At 59.1% G+C, this 15,928-nt stretch carries 17 protein-coding genes and 1 pseudogene; 12 read left to right on the top strand and 6 right to left on the bottom strand.

Annotation, left to right across the window (positions count from 1 at the left end; translation table 11 throughout):
- Positions 1-79 precede the first annotated feature (79 nt).
- The 4 genes from V474_RS25395 to V474_RS24590 are packed head-to-tail and all read left to right on the top strand — an operon-like array spanning position 80 to position 3,021.
- A complete protein-coding gene (locus tag V474_RS25395; RefSeq protein ID WP_082058011.1) occupies positions 80-484 on the top strand; it encodes a transposase in 405 nt (134 codons plus the stop codon).
- A complete protein-coding gene (tnpB, locus tag V474_RS24600) occupies positions 481-834 on the top strand; it encodes an IS66 family insertion sequence element accessory protein TnpB (protein ID WP_043980823.1) in 354 nt (117 codons plus the stop codon). The genes V474_RS25395 and tnpB (V474_RS24600) overlap by 4 nt, the downstream gene beginning before the upstream one ends.
- Before the next feature lie 49 nt (positions 835-883).
- Positions 884-2,443 (top strand): IS66 family transposase, encoded by a 1,560-nt coding sequence (gene tnpC, locus V474_RS24595; RefSeq protein ID WP_059150576.1) that lies wholly within the window; start codon positions 884-886, stop codon positions 2,441-2,443.
- Positions 2,440-3,021 (top strand): UPF0149 family protein, encoded by a 582-nt coding sequence (locus tag V474_RS24590; RefSeq protein WP_059150816.1) that lies wholly within the window; start codon positions 2,440-2,442, stop codon positions 3,019-3,021. The genes tnpC (V474_RS24595) and V474_RS24590 overlap by 4 nt, the downstream gene beginning before the upstream one ends.
- A gap of 42 nt (positions 3,022-3,063) precedes the next feature.
- Here V474_RS24590 and V474_RS25960 read toward each other — a convergent pair whose 3' ends face one another.
- On the bottom strand, positions 3,064-3,810 hold the full coding sequence (locus V474_RS25960; RefSeq protein ID WP_148649404.1) for a hypothetical protein: 747 nt from the start codon (positions 3,808-3,810) through the stop codon (positions 3,064-3,066).
- 158 nt (positions 3,811-3,968) lie between these two features.
- Between V474_RS25960 and tnpA the strand changes: the two genes are divergently transcribed.
- The 7 genes and pseudogenes from tnpA (at position 3,969) to V474_RS27015 (ending at position 8,692) form a co-directional block, all read left to right on the top strand.
- Positions 3,969-4,421, top strand: coding sequence for an IS66-like element accessory protein TnpA (gene tnpA, locus V474_RS24585; RefSeq protein ID WP_059150139.1), 453 nt, complete (start codon positions 3,969-3,971; stop codon positions 4,419-4,421).
- The gene (gene tnpB, locus V474_RS24580; protein WP_059150138.1) at positions 4,405-4,758 is read left to right on the top strand and encodes an IS66 family insertion sequence element accessory protein TnpB; all 354 of its coding nucleotides are present in this window, start codon (positions 4,405-4,407) and stop codon (positions 4,756-4,758) included. The genes tnpA and tnpB (V474_RS24580) overlap by 17 nt, the downstream gene beginning before the upstream one ends.
- A 41-nt stretch (positions 4,759-4,799) precedes the next feature.
- Positions 4,800-6,401: an IS66 family transposase gene (gene tnpC / locus V474_RS24575; RefSeq protein ID WP_059150137.1), complete on the top strand. Its 1,602-nt coding sequence runs from the start codon at positions 4,800-4,802 to the stop codon at positions 6,399-6,401.
- 296 nt (positions 6,402-6,697) lie between these two features.
- A complete protein-coding gene (locus V474_RS26765) occupies positions 6,698-7,084 on the top strand; it encodes a transposase family protein (protein WP_236711274.1) in 387 nt (128 codons plus the stop codon).
- A gap of 86 nt (positions 7,085-7,170) precedes the next feature.
- Positions 7,171-7,386 (top strand): annotated as a pseudogene (locus tag V474_RS26760) (transposase); the annotation flags it as partial.
- Positions 7,387-7,515: 129 nt separating this feature from the next.
- A complete protein-coding gene (locus tag V474_RS24560) occupies positions 7,516-8,469 on the top strand; it encodes an acyltransferase family protein (RefSeq protein WP_236711275.1) in 954 nt (317 codons plus the stop codon).
- Positions 8,470-8,497: 28 nt separating this feature from the next.
- Entirely contained in the window at positions 8,498-8,692 is a 195-nt protein-coding gene (locus V474_RS27015) for a DUF6771 family protein (RefSeq protein WP_407938339.1), read from the top strand.
- Positions 8,693-8,976: 284 nt separating this feature from the next.
- Here V474_RS27015 and V474_RS25385 read toward each other — a convergent pair whose 3' ends face one another.
- From V474_RS25385 to V474_RS25955, 3 genes are all read right to left on the bottom strand, one after another.
- Positions 8,977-10,002, bottom strand: a complete 1,026-nt coding sequence (locus V474_RS25385; protein ID WP_148649405.1) for a glycosyltransferase family 4 protein — start codon at positions 10,000-10,002, stop codon at positions 8,977-8,979.
- A gap of 9 nt (positions 10,003-10,011) precedes the next feature.
- Positions 10,012-11,139 carry a radical SAM protein gene (locus tag V474_RS24545; protein WP_169795077.1) on the bottom strand — a complete coding sequence of 376 codons (1,128 nt, stop codon included), beginning with the start codon at positions 11,137-11,139 and terminating at the stop codon, positions 10,012-10,014.
- Between the two features lie 171 nt (positions 11,140-11,310).
- The gene (locus V474_RS25955; protein ID WP_148649406.1) at positions 11,311-12,156 is read right to left on the bottom strand and encodes a hypothetical protein; all 846 of its coding nucleotides are present in this window, start codon (positions 12,154-12,156) and stop codon (positions 11,311-11,313) included.
- A 286-nt stretch (positions 12,157-12,442) separates the two neighbouring features.
- Between V474_RS25955 and V474_RS24535 the strand changes: the two genes are divergently transcribed.
- Positions 12,443-13,153 carry a hypothetical protein gene (locus tag V474_RS24535; RefSeq protein WP_059152187.1) on the top strand — a complete coding sequence of 237 codons (711 nt, stop codon included), beginning with the start codon at positions 12,443-12,445 and terminating at the stop codon, positions 13,151-13,153.
- Positions 13,154-13,386: 233 nt separating this feature from the next.
- Here V474_RS24535 and istB read toward each other — a convergent pair whose 3' ends face one another.
- Complete coding sequence (gene istB / locus V474_RS24530) at positions 13,387-14,232, bottom strand: IS21-like element helper ATPase IstB (RefSeq protein WP_059150959.1); 846 nt, start codon at positions 14,230-14,232, stop codon at positions 13,387-13,389.
- Positions 14,229-15,752, bottom strand: coding sequence for an IS21 family transposase (istA, locus tag V474_RS24525; protein WP_082699660.1), 1,524 nt, complete (start codon positions 15,750-15,752; stop codon positions 14,229-14,231). Before istA ends, istB begins: the two co-directional genes overlap by 4 nt.
- Between the last annotated feature and the right edge of the window lie 176 nt (positions 15,753-15,928).

Here is a 15,928-nt window from a genome sequence, read left to right as displayed (position 1 = left end):
GTAACCGCTGCACCCGCCCCACGTATTCCGAGAGCTTGCTGATGGTTAGGCTCGCCCGAGACGAGGAGGAGATCGGGCAATGTCGGATGAAATTGATGCAGGGTCAAACGGCGGTTTGACGTGTGCGTCGCACAGTACAACTGCGCGTTTGACCGTCAGTTTGCCGCCCGGACGTCGGCGCTACGAGCGTTGGCCGGATGACGTACGCGACCGCATTCTGGCTGAGAGCTTTGTGCCAGGAATGACTGTGGCGCAGGTCGCCCGCGATAACGGCGTCGGCCTTGGCCTTTTGCACTATTGGCGTCGGCAAGCGCGAGCAGCAGGAGCCGTCGAGGAATTGCGGTTCGTACCCGTCACGCTGGCTCAGGAGAAGCAACTCGAACCTGGCGGCTTGGAGTTGGTGGTACGAGACGTGACGGTTCGGATCATGGGCGCGGTCGAGATGGACCACCTGCGCGCGGTACTGGCGGCGATCCGGGAATGATCCCGATCGACGGAAGCGTACGGATCTTCGTGGCGACACAGCCGGTCGACTTCAGAGCCGGGATTAACCGATTGATGGGGCTGGTGACGCACGTGCTGGGGCATGATGCCTGCGCGGGCGATGTCTTCGTGTTCCGCAACAAGGGCGCGGATAAGGTGAAGTTGCTCCGTCATGACGGGTCAGGCGCGGTTATGGCGACGAAATGGCTCGACCGAGGAAGGTTTTACTGGCCTGCCGTGCAAGGCGGCACGATGGTCCTGAGCGGACCGCAATGCACGGCATTGCTGTCGGGTCTGGATTGGAAGAAACTGCCCGCACCCGAGGTGCGCAGACCCCTGATTTTTGGCTGATATCTGCGGTTTTCTGTGGCGACGAGGAGTCGGTGTGGTATAGTCAGGCATGCCCGCCCAAGCCGACGATCTCCCTGAAGATATGGAGCAAATGGCGGCTCTGGTGCGTGAACTGCAGGCAGAAAACGCCCAACTGCGCGCACTGCTCAAAGGCATGGCCCACCAGGCCTTCGGCAGCCGTTCAGAACGCGCCAGCGTCATCCTGGGTGATCAAGGTCTCCTTGATCTCGGCGACCTCGTAACCACGCCGGCTACCGCAGCCAACGACGATGGCGACGCCGAAGACAAGCCTGCCGTCGGTCGCCCACGCCGCAAGCGCGGCCTGATGGCACTGCCGGCCCATATCGAGCGCGTGGAGCGCGTGATTGATCCCGACACGCTGGATTGCCCCTGCTGCGCCGGCAAGCTCCACAGGATCGGCGAAGATGCCAGTGAGGCACTCGACTGGGTGCCGGCCATCGTTCGCGTCATCCGCACAGTGCGCCCTCGTTACGCCTGCCGGGAATGCCGGGAGGGCGTCGTTCAAGCGCCGGCGCCGCGCCGCGCGATCCCAGGCTCGATGGTCACTACCTCGACGCTGGCCTGGATGGCGACGGCGCGCTACGCCTGGTCGATCCCGCTCAATCGGCAGTTGCAGATGCTCGCAGGCCAGGGCGTCATCCTCGATCGGGCGTTACCGAGCCGCTGGATGCGTAAGATCGCATGGTGGGTGAAGGCGCTCTATGATCGCCTGCTTGCCTACATCCACAGCCAGTCCCGGATCTTCTGCGATGAGACCCGCATGCCGGTCCTCGAGAAAGGGCGAAGACGAACCCGCACGACACAGTTCTGGGCGCACGCTTGTGATGACGGACCGTGGTCAGGCCCGGCCCATCCGGCAGTGGTGTATATCCATGCTCGCGGACGGCGGCATGCCGAGGCGTTCGAACAACTCGCCCGCTACCAGGGCGTTATCCAGGTCGACGGCTATGGTGCCTACAAGGCGCTTGTGCGCGGTGGTCCGGGCCGAGGCAAGATCACACTCGCCTTCTGTCTTGCCCACGCCCGGCGCAAGTTCGTCGATGCCTTCCGCAAATCGCCATCGCCGGTGGCAGCGGCGATCCTTACCCTGATCGGTGAGGTCTACGCGATCGAGGCGCGTGTGCGCAAAGGCACCGCCGCACAGCGCCTCCAGGCTCGTCTCGCCGAAACCGCCGACGTCATGGCGAAGATCAAGGCGCAGATCGACATCATGCTTCCAGGTCTGTCGCCCAAGTCCGACCTGGCCAAGGCGATGCGCTACACGCTCAACCACTGGAAGGGGCTAACCCTGTTCCTGGAAGACGGCCGGATCGAGGTCGATACCAACACCGTCGAGCGCGGCATGAGAAATGTGGCCCAGGGCCGCAAGTCCAGCCTCTTCGCTGGTAGCGAGGAAGGAGCTCAGACCTGGGCCGTCATGGCATCGCTTCTCCAGACGGCTCGCCTGGGGGGCCTGGATCCCTACACCTGGCTGAATGACGTGCTGGAGCGTATCGTCACGGGCGCTGTGAAGATCAACGAACTGGACATCTTGCTCCCATGGAACTGGCGGCCGGCGGCAGAACCGGTAAAAGCGCTGGCGGCATGAACTTCAAACCTCGCACATCGCAGGGCCGGACCCTCTCGCTCGAACAGCTCGAGATATGGCTCGACGAGCTTGATCCCCCCGTAGCTGGCGTCTCATCGATCGACGGCTTCCTGGCCGCAGTCGCCGCAGGCCCCAGCGTCATTGACCCCGACGTATGGATTAAGAGCATCCTGCGCGAGCACGCTCTCAACGCGCGCTCGGCGCCTGCGCGCCGAACGATCCTCAAGCGGTATAACCGCATCTGCATCGAGCTTGCCGAGAAGCCCGAGGCGTACGCGCCGATCTACATGCGCACCGAGGAAGGCGAGGTACTGCTCGAGGACTTCGCCAACGGGTTCTTCACAGCCATGCATCTCGACATGGAGGCGTGGAAGCCCTTCATCGCCGACCCGCAGTTCGGCTACCCGCTCGCGGCACTGCTTGGCCACAGCACCATTACAGGTGGCCCGTCATGGATCGAACAACTGGGTGATCCGAGCGCCAATCTGGCACTAGTCGATACGTGGCGCATGGTCCCGCAAATCATCTCGCTGATCAATGACCAGTGCGCCTTCGCGCGCATGACGCCAGCAGCCTGATATAAATCCCGCCACCACCAATGCGTGGGACAGGATCAGCGGTTACTCTGATTCAGAAGCATTGGACAGTGTAAGGTCGACGGCCCCTGCACGTGGCTTGTGTTCAAGCTTCAAATCAGGGGGCAATGTACCTTTAGCGAATCTCGGCCACGGGGCGTTTGTTGATGAAGCGGAGCCAAGGCCCGTGAGCATGATGCCGGGCATTAGCGCGGTCAGATAATCGCGATATTGTTTCCAGAATACTGTGGCTCGTTCGTCTGCGACCATGCTTCCATTGGCATGCTTATTGGAAGAGGCAGCCAAGGCTTCAATCATCAGGCTAAAATCGGTGCAGGCTATCGTTTTTGCGACCTCAGCGAATGCCTCGTGGGTAACCACCGCATCCCAATCTGCAACATCAGCCAAGTATGCTCTCGGCGCGAAAAGCACAGTCCGAAAAGCGTCCCAATGGTTGTCATTTCGCCCTTGCTGGCCGCGTAATCGAGCGCGACCCGCCTGATTTGGCTGGAAAGAAGCGTTCACCTTGTTCTCGATGAGGACCGCACACCTGCGATCTGTATCATCAGCGTAAAGCAAGAAGATGTCCGTTTCGGTCCCGTTGTCTGTGGCGCTCCGCCAGCCAGTTTTAAGGATTGAACAGGGTGCTAATCCGATCATCGTGGCAAGTCGGGATGACAGATCGGAAGAACGAAGCAAACCTTCCAGCACCAAAACATCGATATCGCGCTCGGTTATGGAGCCTATCGCATCTCGATTAAGGTACGCCGGCAAGGATGCAGAGATTGTCACGCATTTCTCCAAGAGATCTAAGGGCGCAAGCGTGACACAAAAGAACGCGTTTATGATCAAATATCTGAATTGGTGTAAGGTAAGCGCGAAATTCCGCGCACCTGTTCGGTTGAGTGACGCGGTGTGAAGGATGTGTCCACCAAGGAAGAGGTGGACACATGGAGATGGCACCGATGGGCTCCTATGGGCTTGAGGTTGTAAGGGTGACGAGTAACGGCCGGCGCTATTATGGTCGGGCGGGGAAGTCACGGTTGGTCGAGGCGTGCCTCGAGCCGGGCATATCGGTGGCGAGGCTTGCGCTGGAGCATGGTGTCAACGCCAACCAACTGCGCAAATGGGTCAGGAAGTATCAGGAGCGGCAGAGTGCGAAGGGGCAGCGGAGCACGGGGCCGTTGCCGGATCCGTCGGCGTTTATCCGGGTGGAGACGTCTCTGGCGCCTGCGGAGCGACACACTGGTGGGATCGCGATCCGGTCTGCGGGATTGGTACCGTCAGTGCGGCTGCAGGCGTCGATGCCAAATGGCGTATCGCTGACGCTGGAGGGGTGTGACGCGCAGTTACTGGCGGTGATGATCGATGCGCTGGGGCATTGCAATGTTCCGGCTCGCTGAAGATCTGCGCGTCTATCTCCACCGGGATCCGATCGATTTCCGTTGTGGGATCAACAGCCTTGCGATCCTGGTCGAGCAGTCGATGGGCCTCAATCCGTTCGAGCGCGCGGCGTTCGCCTTCTGCAACCGGCGCCGGACCCGGATGAAGCTCCTGTTTTTTGACCGGTCGGGCTTTGTATTGGTGCTCAAGGCGCTGACGGAGGACAAGTTCCGATGGCCCAAACGAGCGGAAACGGTGGTGGCGCTCACCGCCGAGCAATTGCGATGGCTGCTCGACGGGATCGATATTGACGCAATGGTCCCTCATCCGGTGCGGCAATATCAGTTTGTCGGCTGAAGGCTGTTGACGCGGGAACGGGCTTTCGATTCAAGACTGCGATGGATCGAGGCGGCGTGCCCACTATTGCGGAATTGATGGCGCTTCTGGCGACGAAAGCCGCCGAGGTCGAGGCATTGGCGGCCGAGAGGGACGCCCTTGCCCGGCGCATACTGAAGCTTGAGGAGGAACTGGCGCTGGCGCGGTTGCACCGCTTTGCGCCGCGCAGCGAAAAGCACATGGATCGCGTCTTCAATGAAGCCGAGCAGGCCGCCCTTGAGGACGATGCAGACGAAGATCACGACGATATCGACGAGCCGGGCGCTGCCGATCTTCCCGACACGGGATTGCCGGAGGCGAAAAAACCAGAAGGGAAGAAGCGCGGGCGCAAGGCACTTCCTGCGGGCCTGCCACGCCAGCGCGTCGAATATGACCTCGCCCACGACCAGAAGGTCTGCCCGTGCTGCAGCGAACGGCTGCATCGCATGGGGGAAGTGGTAACCGAGCAGCTTCACATCGAGGTGAAGGCCACGGTCCTGCAGAATGCCCGCGCCAAATATGCGTGCCGCAATTGCGACCGCACCGGGGTCGCCACGCCGATCGTCCTTGCGCCAATGCCCGCCCAGCCTTTGCCGGGGAGCATTGCCACGGCCTCGACGCTGGCCTTTGCCCTTGTCCACAAATACGTGGATGGCACGCCGCTCTATCGTCTGGCGCAAACCTTCGAGCGTGCAGGTGTACCCGTTAGCCGCGGTGCTCTGGGCCATTGGGTGATTGGTTCGAGCGAGAGGCATCTGTATCGCATCTATGACGCCCTGAAGCTGCGGCTCCGGTCCCAGGACGTCATTCATGGCGACGAGACTACGGTTCAAGTGCTGAAGGAAGAGGGCAAGGCCCCTACCAGCACCTCGTATATGTGGGCCTACCGCAGCAGCGAGGACAGCAAACAGCCGATCGTGCTGTTCGACTATCAACCCGGTCGCGGGCAGGAACATCCGCAGGCCTTCCTCGGCGACTATCGCGGTATCCTGATGAGTGACGGCTATACGGCATGGCGCACATTGAAAGGCGCCACGCATCTGGGTTGCATGGCCCACGCCAGACGGCGCTTTGCCGACGCCCTCAAGGCGAGGAAGAAACAAGGCGGGCCGCCCGCACAGGCGCTCAAGTTCTTCGACCAGCTCTACCGGATCGAAAGGCAGGCGCGGGACGAAATACCCGATGAGGGGGAAGCGCAGGCCAGCTACATGCGCCGCTTCCGCCAGAAACATAGCGTCCCGGTCCTGGATGCCCTCAAGGCGTGGCTCGATGCGATCGCACCGAAGGTCATGCCCGAAACCAAGCTTGGTGATGCGGTATCCTACACCCTCAACCAGTGGGAATACCTGACGCGCTACGTCGAAGACGGCAGGATGCCGATCGATAACAATCTTCTCGAACGTGACATCAGGGTTTTTGCAACAGGAAGAAAATCCTGGCTTTTCTGCGACACAGTGGACGGCGCACGGGCGAGCGCCGTCACCTACAGCCTGATGCTGACTTGCCGCGCCTGCGGCGTCGAGCCTCTCGCGTGGCTACGCCATGTCCTCACTGAACTGCCCCAGCGACCTCACGACGCCGATATCGACGACCTGCTGCCATTCAACTTCGAAAGACCCGCCTGACCCGCCGACGTCGTTGCGGTGGCCTGGCTCGTCCAGCGTCAACTATGATGGCCGCACTGCCTCCGGAAGCAACGTGCTACGAAATGCGCGCTTACGGTGTAAGGGCATGGCACATTTTTAATGCTTCGCCGCACTTCTGCCAGACATCGGCGGTTTCCCTCGGGAAGGGCTTTCCAGCGTTGATTGCCGCTTAGATGTCACCCGGGCCGCCTATAAATTACCATTGAGAATTGGCTCTGACTCACATTTGCTGCTGGTGATGATATCCTTCCGCCGCTTCATTGGAAGGATCTGCCATGCATGGTCGATTTCAACGCGCAAGCCTGGCACCGAAGGGATTTGCGGTCGTCTCGGTTCAAAGTGTTGGAGAGGATATCCAGATTCTGCTGCGCTCCCGGTGCGTTTCGGGTGTTTGCCCCGATTGCTGGCGACCAAGTCAGCGAATTCGAAGCCGATATGTCCGTCGACCGCTGGATCTCCCGCTAACGGGGCGGCGCGTCATACTCCAGATTTCTGCGCGTCGTTTTTGGTGCGACACGGTCAATTGCGGGCGCCGTATTTTCTGCGAGCAGTTCGGTGCCGGTGTCCTGGCTCGATATGGCCGTCGTACTCCGCGTCTTGAGACGATAGTCCACCACCTTGGTCTCGCGCTCGGTGGAAGGCCCGGATCCTTGTCGCCGTAATCGAAAACAACGTTCCTGAACTGGTCGCGGGCCGCAAAGCGATCGGCGACTTCCAATCCATGATCCGATCGAAGTCAGCGACAAGACTTGATGGCTGGATCGCGATGTCCAAGGGAAGCCTGGTCAGTCCATTCGTCAACGGTGTTGAGAAGGATCTGGCCGCAGTCCGCAATGCGATCGTCTCCCCATGGTCGAATGGACAGACAGAGGGGCAAATCACCCGCCTTAAATTGATCAAGCGACAGATGTACGGGCGCGCCAAACTTGATCTGCTTCAGGCACGGGTGGTGGGCGTAATATAGCGCCTTCGATCAGCAAATGTGAGTCAGAGCCAATTCTCAATGGTAACGCCGGGTCACATCTCAGTGGGAATCAACAGTAAAGCCGTTCGATCAAACGCAAAATTAACGGTCGCATGGCACTTGGTGGGCATGGGAAGATTGAATGGACTAGATGGATTGCGCGGCATTGCGGCCGTTTGTGTCGTCGTTTTCCATGTGGCGGCGATCAACAGCACGTTTCAGCCTTTTGGCGGCGGATATCTCGCTGTAGACTTCTTCTTCCTTCTTTCAGGATACGTGATGGCACGTAGTTATGAGGGAGGCGAAATCTGCAAGCCGTCCTTCCTGCTGAAGAGGGTGGCAAGGCTTTGGCCGACCATGGCGATTGGCGTCCTTCTTGGTGTCGCAGCTCACTGGGAAGAACCACGGCTGCTGTGGTTCGTGGTCGCCGGCATGTTTTTGATGCCGCTGTTCCTGACTGACCAGGCCTTTCCCATAAACAATGCGTCATGGTCCATATTTTTCGAGCTTCTGGCGAACGCAGCACATTCACTTATTCTCAGTAAACTGAACAGCCGGGCCTTGAGCATGCTCATCTTTATGCTGCTGCTTGGTGCGGTCGGGATAGTCTACGTGTTCGGCGGGCTAAAGCCAGGACCCTACACCCAAGCGTTTTGGCTCGGCCTGCCGCGCACTATGCTCTCATATTCGATCGGGATATTCCTGTTTCGAAAATGGCGCGATGCTCCGCCCGTTTCGATTCCGTTTGTAGCCACCATTGCTCTACTCCCGGTCATGCTGACCAAGCCTTTTGCTGCCTCGCTAGCGGGCGGCTGGTTCGACATCGCCTTCGTCATCTTGATATGCCCGACCCTGATCGCGGGAGGATTGCGGCACACCACTTCTTGGGGGACATGGTTAGGAGCGATCTCGTTCCCGCTGTACGCCACCCATTATCCCATCCTCACCTTAGCCCACTTGGCTGGTGCGTCCCCTTTGGTAGGGTTCGCAGCAACCATCGTCGTGGCAGCGATGATCCAATGGTGGAGGCCGATGCTTGGCTACTTCAAACGGACCGCCTACAGGCGAGAGAGCCCTTGCTGATGTTCTTTAATTGTTCTTTTTTCGAGGCATGGAAGATTCGCGCACCACAGACCGCCTGATCGCGGGCTTGATCCAATCGGCTCCCGCCTGGGTCAGGGTTGTTATCACTGCTCGAACCTCCCGTGTTCGGAAGGACGCCATAGCAAGCCTCGCGGATCATGTTGCGGCTGGCTTGGCACAGGCGAAGCAGCACGACCATGAGCAGATGCGCCTGCCCTTTTAGCCACTGCGCCTATCATTTCAGGGATTCTACCGGCCCCACGGCACATACTGCCGATAATTCATATGCTTAATGCGTCCTTTTTGCCGCCGTGACCGTAGTTCCCCTGCATCAACCCCATGTGATGCAAATTCAGACGGAAGTTCATTCCACTGAGGCGTGCGGGCGCGGTGGAGCAGGAGCTATCGCGTCCGCATATCCCTAATTAACTTTGCCCAAAAATCAGGCGGCGGATAACGCGGTTTTAGTGAATGACTGCACTTTCGGGTCCGTCCACTTGCTGATGCTCATGCCGCTAACCGTTGATACATTTCCAGGAAAGGAATTGCCTGTTGGTCAAGCGAGAAGCGTCCCGCACGAGCGATTGCATCATCGCGTAGTTGTAGCCGCAGGTGTGGCTCATTGACGAGCCGCTCCACCGCGTAGGCGATTGCCGTAGGGTTTCGTCTGGCAACGAGAAGACCCGCGTCGCCAAGCAGATTTCGTACCCCGCCGACATCGGTAGCAACACATGGAAGGCCCGTCGCGAGGGCCTCGATCAAGGCCAACGGCGTGCCCTCATGATCAGACGGCAGAACGAACGCATCAAGCCGCCTTAGCCACGTAGCAATGTCGTCTACGTCCCCGTGGAATTCCACGTTCAACCCTTCGGCTGCACTTCGTAAATTTGCTTCCTCTAGACCTTGGCCTGCGACAAACAAACGGCATGGCACTCCCCGGTCTTTTAGTAGCCTTAGGGCATCGAAAACATCTCGATGGCGTTTCACCGGATGCAACCTTGCAGCAATGCCAAGCGTGATCGGCTGAGACAGCTTGCGGATTTCGGACGGACGATATTGGCGCAGGTCGATACCTGGAGGCACAACCGCGATGGGCTTGTTCGTCCATGGGCGAAAGCGCCGAGCCAAATCATCCGATACAGCAGTCACGCTTTCGGCACGATGCAACCCCCAAGCGATCGAAGGAAGCCATCGCCATCCTTGCCCTAGCGCGATGTGAAGGGTGACGATGGACGGCATATCTCTCATCGCATGCGCCCCCAACGCACCCGCGATGTGTCCCTGCGCGTGAAAGACATCGATCTTTTCGCTGGAAAGTAGCTTGCTCAAATCCGCCCTGAAGTGCTTGCTTCGTCGGTCGATGTGGTGCTGCGCAATGCCCGGAAGTGCGATCTGGCGACCTTGAGCGGCTGGATCATAGGCGATGACCATGGGCTCGATACCATGGTGGAGGCTGATGGCGCATAAATCCGCGACCATCCGTTCACGCCCTCCCGTGACCAGGTTTGGCAGCAAATGAGCGACGCGCAGCACGACCGAGCTCTAGCCAGCAAGCCGACTAGCCGCATCCTTTGTGTATTTTTTCAAGGAGGGACCATGCTTCTCTACGCGAGATCCCGCTTCGCAATGGCAGTTCGGGCAGTTCAGCTTGAAGGCATCCCTTGCGGCCTCATGATGCTGCTCGGTGTAAAGTATTTGGTTAAGCCGCTTATCATGCAGATTTCCGAGCGGGAAAGTGACGTAACAAAGCATGACCGAGCCATCGGCTCCGACCCAAAGAAGCTTACGGGCATCGCACGGGATGCGCATATTTTCTTGTTCGAGTGCCCAGTCTGCGAACGATGCTAGGGCGACCTCACTTTCGGTAAGTAGGCTCGGTCTTGCTCGTTTCAGTTTGAGCAGGTGGTTGATTACGAGGTCAACCGCAGGCCTGTCTTCCGGTCGGAACTGAAGTTCGCGTTCGGGGCCTTCCTGGAAGTAGGGCAGCGAGTAATGCACGACATCGACATGGATGCTGGCCTGGAAGCGATCGGCGAAGGCAACCATTTCATTCACCGCTTCGATATTCGCAGACCGGCGGCTGAGCAGAAAATTGAACTGGATATCCAACTCTTCCGGGCCAAACTTCTTTCGTGTGTTGGTCAGGCTTTCGACGAGCCGATCAAACCGACCTGGACGCTGTACATATTCGTCGAAGGCCCCATTCTCGCCGTAGTAGCCGATGGTCACTTTCCTCAGACCGGCGGCATGCAACGCTTCTATCTTGCGGTCGAGGATCAGGCCGTTTGTCGTCATGTAGCAGCCAACGCCAAGCTTTTTCGAAATGTTGACCATTTCGACGACGTCGGGGTGCAACAGTGGCTCACCACCGTATAAGCGTACCGCTGGAACCTTGGCTGCGGCGGCATCCTCCAACAACTCCCGGACGGTCTGCAACGGCAGTTGGGAACCCGGCATGAAGTCGCGACCGTACTTGCAGCCCTGGCACCGCAGATTGCAATGCGCAGTGATCGCAATCGTGATCTTCTCGGTGTTGGCGCGCAGTAATGAGGGCCAAGCAGAAGCCGCACTACTAATCATGCGTTCTTTGGCGCGATAGCCGTACTTCAAGGCAGAAGCTGTTGAAGGGATGGTTCTGGCCAGTGTCCTGGCCATGCTATCGATCGTCATAGTTGCCCGCCTGTTGGTCATGGTGGCGCTCGAACGCGCTTATCCTTAAAGCCATCACCTGATGTTCGTTTGATTTCAAAGGGAAAGGGAAAGGTGTTCCAAATGTGGACAATGACACATAGAAAGATGAGCAAGCGCGTGTAGCGCCTGTAATCGAACCTATGGCCATGGTCAGGTGAGGTCGAACCTATCCTCAGTCGCCTCGCGTAGTTTTGGGTTATAGTCGGCCAAGACCATCATAAAAACGTCTGGTTGGCTGTCAGCAGAAGCTTTGATCTCACCTTTGGGGATTTTCCTGTCTAAGCGCTTGCCGAGCAACCAAAGGGCCTTGTCGAGCACCCTTCGCGTATAAGGGTAGGTCATGCCGAGAAGAGGGGCCTGTGCTGCGATATTTGCTTCGATCGTGGGCAGCCAGCGCGCGTGCAAAGCTTCAAAATCATGGAGAAATGCCGTGGCCGCTTTTTCCTCCTTGATGCCATTGCGGTGCTTAGCTCCCATTACGTCATTCAAGGCCATGACAGCATAGCTATCCCACATCGTCGCGTGTTCGGGTTGATAGTACCAGAGGGATTTCATGCAGAACGAAGAGAGATTTGCGCCGACACCTAGATTATACTTAGCGATGATACCATGCACCCCTGCAACTGCACTGACCCAAAGCCGCGCAAGCTCACTGGAATGATCTTCACTCAGATCGAGAGTGACTGATTTGTATTCTTTGAAGAGGTAAAGAGCAATTTCTTCAAGTTTTTCAGAGCGATTTCCATCCACATTTTTATTTATAGCACCTTGATGTACGCTGTACTCTCTAGCAAAGGCATACGTCTGTTCGCCCGTCCAAGGGGCTGACTTAAGGCGTTCGACCAATAGATTGTCGGTAAGCCGATTACGCGGGCGGGCATCTTGTGATGGGTTATTGCGCCATTGATCAATCGCTGAAGCGACACCCCACCAAATTGCACCTTCCATGCTTGATGCAACTTGCTTCGCTTTATCCCTCTGCCAAGACATGCTCACGTATCGAACTCCTTCGCGGGCAAGGCGGCAACGCTGTCCGATTTCAACAGCCTGCTGCCCCTTCTTCCGTTAGCTCAGCAATGCGAAAGCGTCTGCGAATTGTCGATCCGGGAAAATTCCGGTCTTACAGAAGGTTAAGGCGCAGAATTTTGGCGAGCCCTGCTTAGCCGAGCATAACGTCGCAGGCGCGATCGACGCTGGCTCAGCGCGGCCCGCAAAGTGGTCGTAGGGGAAAAAATGTTAACACCTTGCCCGGTGCAGCCTTCGATTGCAGTAAGCGTGGCGTATGATCGAATTCGTCGCCCCAGCGCATGAAGACCCGGCCCTTGCCCAATCGCCCCTCCTGCGCGGTGCGTTGCTGACCCTCGGCTATATCGTCCAGCATGGCCCCATCGGCCTGACGCAGAACAAGGCCTTGAAGCGGTATTTCGTGACGTGGGCTGCTGAAACGTTCAACTGGCCCCATTACACCGCCGAAGACCTGTACGCGGTCAACAAGGTACTGAACGAAGAGGACTTCCCGCCGCTGGTGGTCCTTCACGACCTGCTGGTCAGCGCCAAGTTGGCAAGGCATCGCAAAGGTTTCCTGCACATCACGAAAACGGGGAAGGATCTGCTACAGCATCCGGGCAACCTCTGGATCACCTTGGCCCATCATATCTTGTTCGTCCTCGATCACTCCCGATACACGCGGTACGGCGACGAACTCGCCGGAGATTGGCTGCTGTTCCTCAACATCATCAACGTCGAGGCTCATACCGGCCTAACCTACGAGCGCTTCGTAGAGGTGCTGCTCGGGGCTGGACCGGAAGACCATCGGGCTTATGCAATGGCCTACATCCACATCCTGCGCCCGTTGTGCTGGCTTGGACTTCTGGACGAGACCCGCCACGGCAAGCCCTATCCGACAGAGAAGCTGTTCACGAAGACCGCCCTTTGGCCTCGGGTGATCCAGGCGGAATCCGATAAGGTGTTGCCGGACGTCACCCGGCATTGATCTGTTTGCGCCGATAACGCCACTTATGGGAACTCCACTTACCGCCAGCGTGGCTCCCGTTTGAAAGCCATGTTCTTTGGCAGCGGCGTATGTGCTGATTTTTAAGGATCTAGCCCTATTGCCCCAGGAAACGTGCATCTTGTAGCGCGACATCGCCGGTGATTGGTCAGCGACACTGATGGTGATGTGTCAGCGGTGACGTTGAGGATAATGTCACACGAGGTTGGCCTGGATCAAGAGGCGTTGTCGCGCAGCGATGTCGCTGGAACGGTTTCGATGTCGCGGGGCGATGTCGCTGGATCAGGAGGACTGTCGCGGAGCGATGTCGCTGCGGCCAGTGCGGATCGCCTGCGATAGCTCTCGACGTTCATTTCCAGGATAGTGGCGTGGTGAACGAGCCTGTCGATGGCGGCGACAGTCATTGCCTTATCCAAAAAAATGGCATCCCAACCGCTGAATGGTTGGTTGGCGGTGATCATGATGGAGCGCCTTTCGTATCTGGCAGAGATGAGTTCGAACAGGACGCTGGTCTCGGCCTGGTCCTTGCGGACGTAGGACAGGTCATCGAGGATGAGCAGGTCGAAGCGGTCGAGCCTGGCGATCTCCTGGGTCAAGGTCAGGGCCTGACGTGCGGCCTGCAAACGCTGGACGAGATCGGTGGTCCGGGTGAAGAAGACCCGGTATCCGCGCGCCACAAGCTCGTTGCCGATGGCGGCCGCGGCGTGGCTCTTGCCGGCACCAGGCGGACCAAATGCCAGAAGATTGTGGCCAGCCTTGAGCCAGGTATCTCCTTGGGCCAGAGCCAAGACCTGGGCCTTGCTCAAGGTGGGAACGAGGCTGAAGTCGAAGGCATCCAGGGTCTTGCCGGGCGGCAGCCGTGCTTCTGTAAGATGGCGCTGGATCCGGCGTTGCTCGCGTTCGGCGAGTTCCAGTTCGGCCAGGGCTGCCAGCAGGCGCGAAGCCGGCCATCCCTCCTTGTCCGCTCGTGAACAAAAGTCTGGCCAGAGACGGGCAATGGTGGGCAGACGCAGCGTGCCCAGCAACATGGGCAGCTTGGCGGTGTCGACAGTGATGCTCATGCGGCCATCTCCCTGGCGGTGAGCAAATCGTCGTAAGTGTCAGGCTGGGGAATATCGACGACCACATCGACCGGTTCATTGCCGGGCCGTTGGAAGCGCTCCTGCAGATCCTTCAGATCAGGTAAGCCCTGGCCATCGAGTATGCCGGTCAGGGTCGCGGCGAGCTCAGCCTCGCAGGCCTGGTCATGCGCAAGCCACAGCAGCCCCACCATGATGCGGCATGCGGCGGCTTTGGGAAGCGCACCCTCCAGAGCATCCCAGCAGCGGCGATATTCGCTGCGAGGGAAGAGCTTGTTGCGATAGACAAGGTTTGCCAGCGCGTGGGGCTTGGTACGCAGGCTGTGGATCACGTGCCGATAATTGACGACGTGGTCATGACCGCCCCGCCCGCGATCGGGCGCCCGCCCGCGTGGCAGGGTCTCGATGGGCTGCCCGGCCAGATAGAGGTCGATCCGGTCATCGAAGATCCTGGCTCGCAGGCTATGGCCGATGAGCCGGGAAGGCACGGTGTAGAAGACCTTGCGCAGCACGAAGCCGCCCGATGAGGTGACGAGCACCGTAGCTTCATCATAATCGCAGCTACGGCGTGAAGGTAACGGCCGCAGGTGCTCAGCTTCGATGCGCAAGGCATCGCGCCGCCGCGCGTTGTGCCGGCCCACGACCTGGGCGAGGAACGTGCGCCAGTCCTCGATGGCGGCGAAGTCACGTGTCCCGCGCAACTGGAGTGCCTGATCGAGCCGATCCTTGAGGTGGCCATGACGGCTCTCGATGGACCCATTCTCATGGGCGATCCCGCGATTGTTGCGGGTGGGCTCCATCTGGTAATCGGCGCACAGGGCGGCATAGCGGGTCCGCAGATCTTCCTGGGCATCTTGCTCCAGGTTGGCGAACGCCGCGGAGAGGCTATCGGTGCGATGCTCGTGCGGCACGCCGCCAAGCTGCCACAGCGCATTCTGAAGGCCGCAGGCCAGCGCCGTGAAGCTTTCTCCTCCCAGCACGACCTCGGCATGCTCCCACCCGGAATAGACCAGCGCGAAGTGATAGATCAGGTGCGGGGTCGGATTGCCGGAGATGGTGACCTTCAGATCGCGGGCGTCAAAGAAATCCGACATGCCCTGTCGGCCAGGCGGATGGTTCTGCCGGAAGATGACCTCACGCTCTGGTCCATGCTCGGCCTTCCATAGCCGTATCCGGCGTTCCAGGGTTCTGCGGGCTGGCGTCAGATCGAGCCCGGGGTGGCGCTGCTCCAGCTCCCCAAGAATAGAGATGGGCTTCAGGCCCGGCGTGCTCTCGAGCAAAGGCACGATTTCTTTATCCCACAGTTCGGCGAGCGGATCTGGCCTACCGCCGCCATGACGTCGCTCCCGGCGACGCTCCGATGGCGACCGGGGATCTTTCTCTATCCGGTAGCCCGTGCTGGTGGAGAAGCCAGCCATGGCGGCGGCGGCTTTTTGCGGGTGTTTTTGACGAAGGGACATGTAGTACCTCTGCTGTTGGTCGGTGATGGGACGGCCAGGCATCCGATCCTCTTCTTGGCGTTGAAGATTGGACCATCCTGACCGCTGTCGCCGCCAACGGCACGGGGAAACCCGCGCCCGTGTGGGGGGAAGCTACGTCCGGGCTACGCCCGGCCTCCGCTTCCCCCCACACGTCATCTACGATGTCGCTGACCCTTCAACTGCGATGTCGCTGTGCA

It is taken from the genome of Novosphingobium barchaimii LL02 (assembly GCF_001046635.1).
Taxonomy (GTDB): Bacteria; Pseudomonadota; Alphaproteobacteria; order Sphingomonadales; family Sphingomonadaceae; genus Novosphingobium; species Novosphingobium barchaimii.
Note: the sequence above shows the minus strand (reverse complement) of the source record. Positions and strands in the feature narration are given on the sequence as shown.

Bases quoted from the DNA above. Each gene is read 5' to 3' on its own strand.
- tnpB (WP_043980823.1), top strand. From the start codon at position 481: ATGATCCCGATCGACGGAAGCGTACGGATCTTCGTGGCGACACAGCCG.
- V474_RS24590 (WP_059150816.1), top strand. From the start codon at position 2,440: ATGAACTTCAAACCTCGCACATCGCAGGGCCGGACCCTCTCGCTCGAA.
- V474_RS27015 (WP_407938339.1), top strand. From the start codon at position 8,498: ATGGAAGATTCGCGCACCACAGACCGCCTGATCGCGGGCTTGATCCAA.
- tnpB (WP_059150138.1), top strand. From the start codon at position 4,405: ATGTTCCGGCTCGCTGAAGATCTGCGCGTCTATCTCCACCGGGATCCG.
- istB (WP_059150959.1), bottom strand. From the start codon at position 14,232: ATGAGCATCACTGTCGACACCGCCAAGCTGCCCATGTTGCTGGGCACG.
- V474_RS25395 (WP_082058011.1), top strand. From the start codon at position 80: ATGTCGGATGAAATTGATGCAGGGTCAAACGGCGGTTTGACGTGTGCG.
- istA (WP_082699660.1), bottom strand. From the start codon at position 15,752: ATGCCTGGCCGTCCCATCACCGACCAACAGCAGAGGTACTACATGTCC.
- V474_RS24560 (WP_236711275.1), top strand. From the start codon at position 7,516: ATGGGAAGATTGAATGGACTAGATGGATTGCGCGGCATTGCGGCCGTT.
- V474_RS26765 (WP_236711274.1), top strand. From the start codon at position 6,698: ATGCATGGTCGATTTCAACGCGCAAGCCTGGCACCGAAGGGATTTGCG.
- V474_RS24535 (WP_059152187.1), top strand. From the start codon at position 12,443: ATGATCGAATTCGTCGCCCCAGCGCATGAAGACCCGGCCCTTGCCCAA.
- tnpC (WP_059150576.1), top strand. From the start codon at position 884: ATGCCCGCCCAAGCCGACGATCTCCCTGAAGATATGGAGCAAATGGCG.
- tnpA (WP_059150139.1), top strand. From the start codon at position 3,969: ATGGAGATGGCACCGATGGGCTCCTATGGGCTTGAGGTTGTAAGGGTG.
- tnpC (WP_059150137.1), top strand. From the start codon at position 4,800: ATGGATCGAGGCGGCGTGCCCACTATTGCGGAATTGATGGCGCTTCTG.
- V474_RS24545 (WP_169795077.1), bottom strand. From the start codon at position 11,139: ATGACGATCGATAGCATGGCCAGGACACTGGCCAGAACCATCCCTTCA.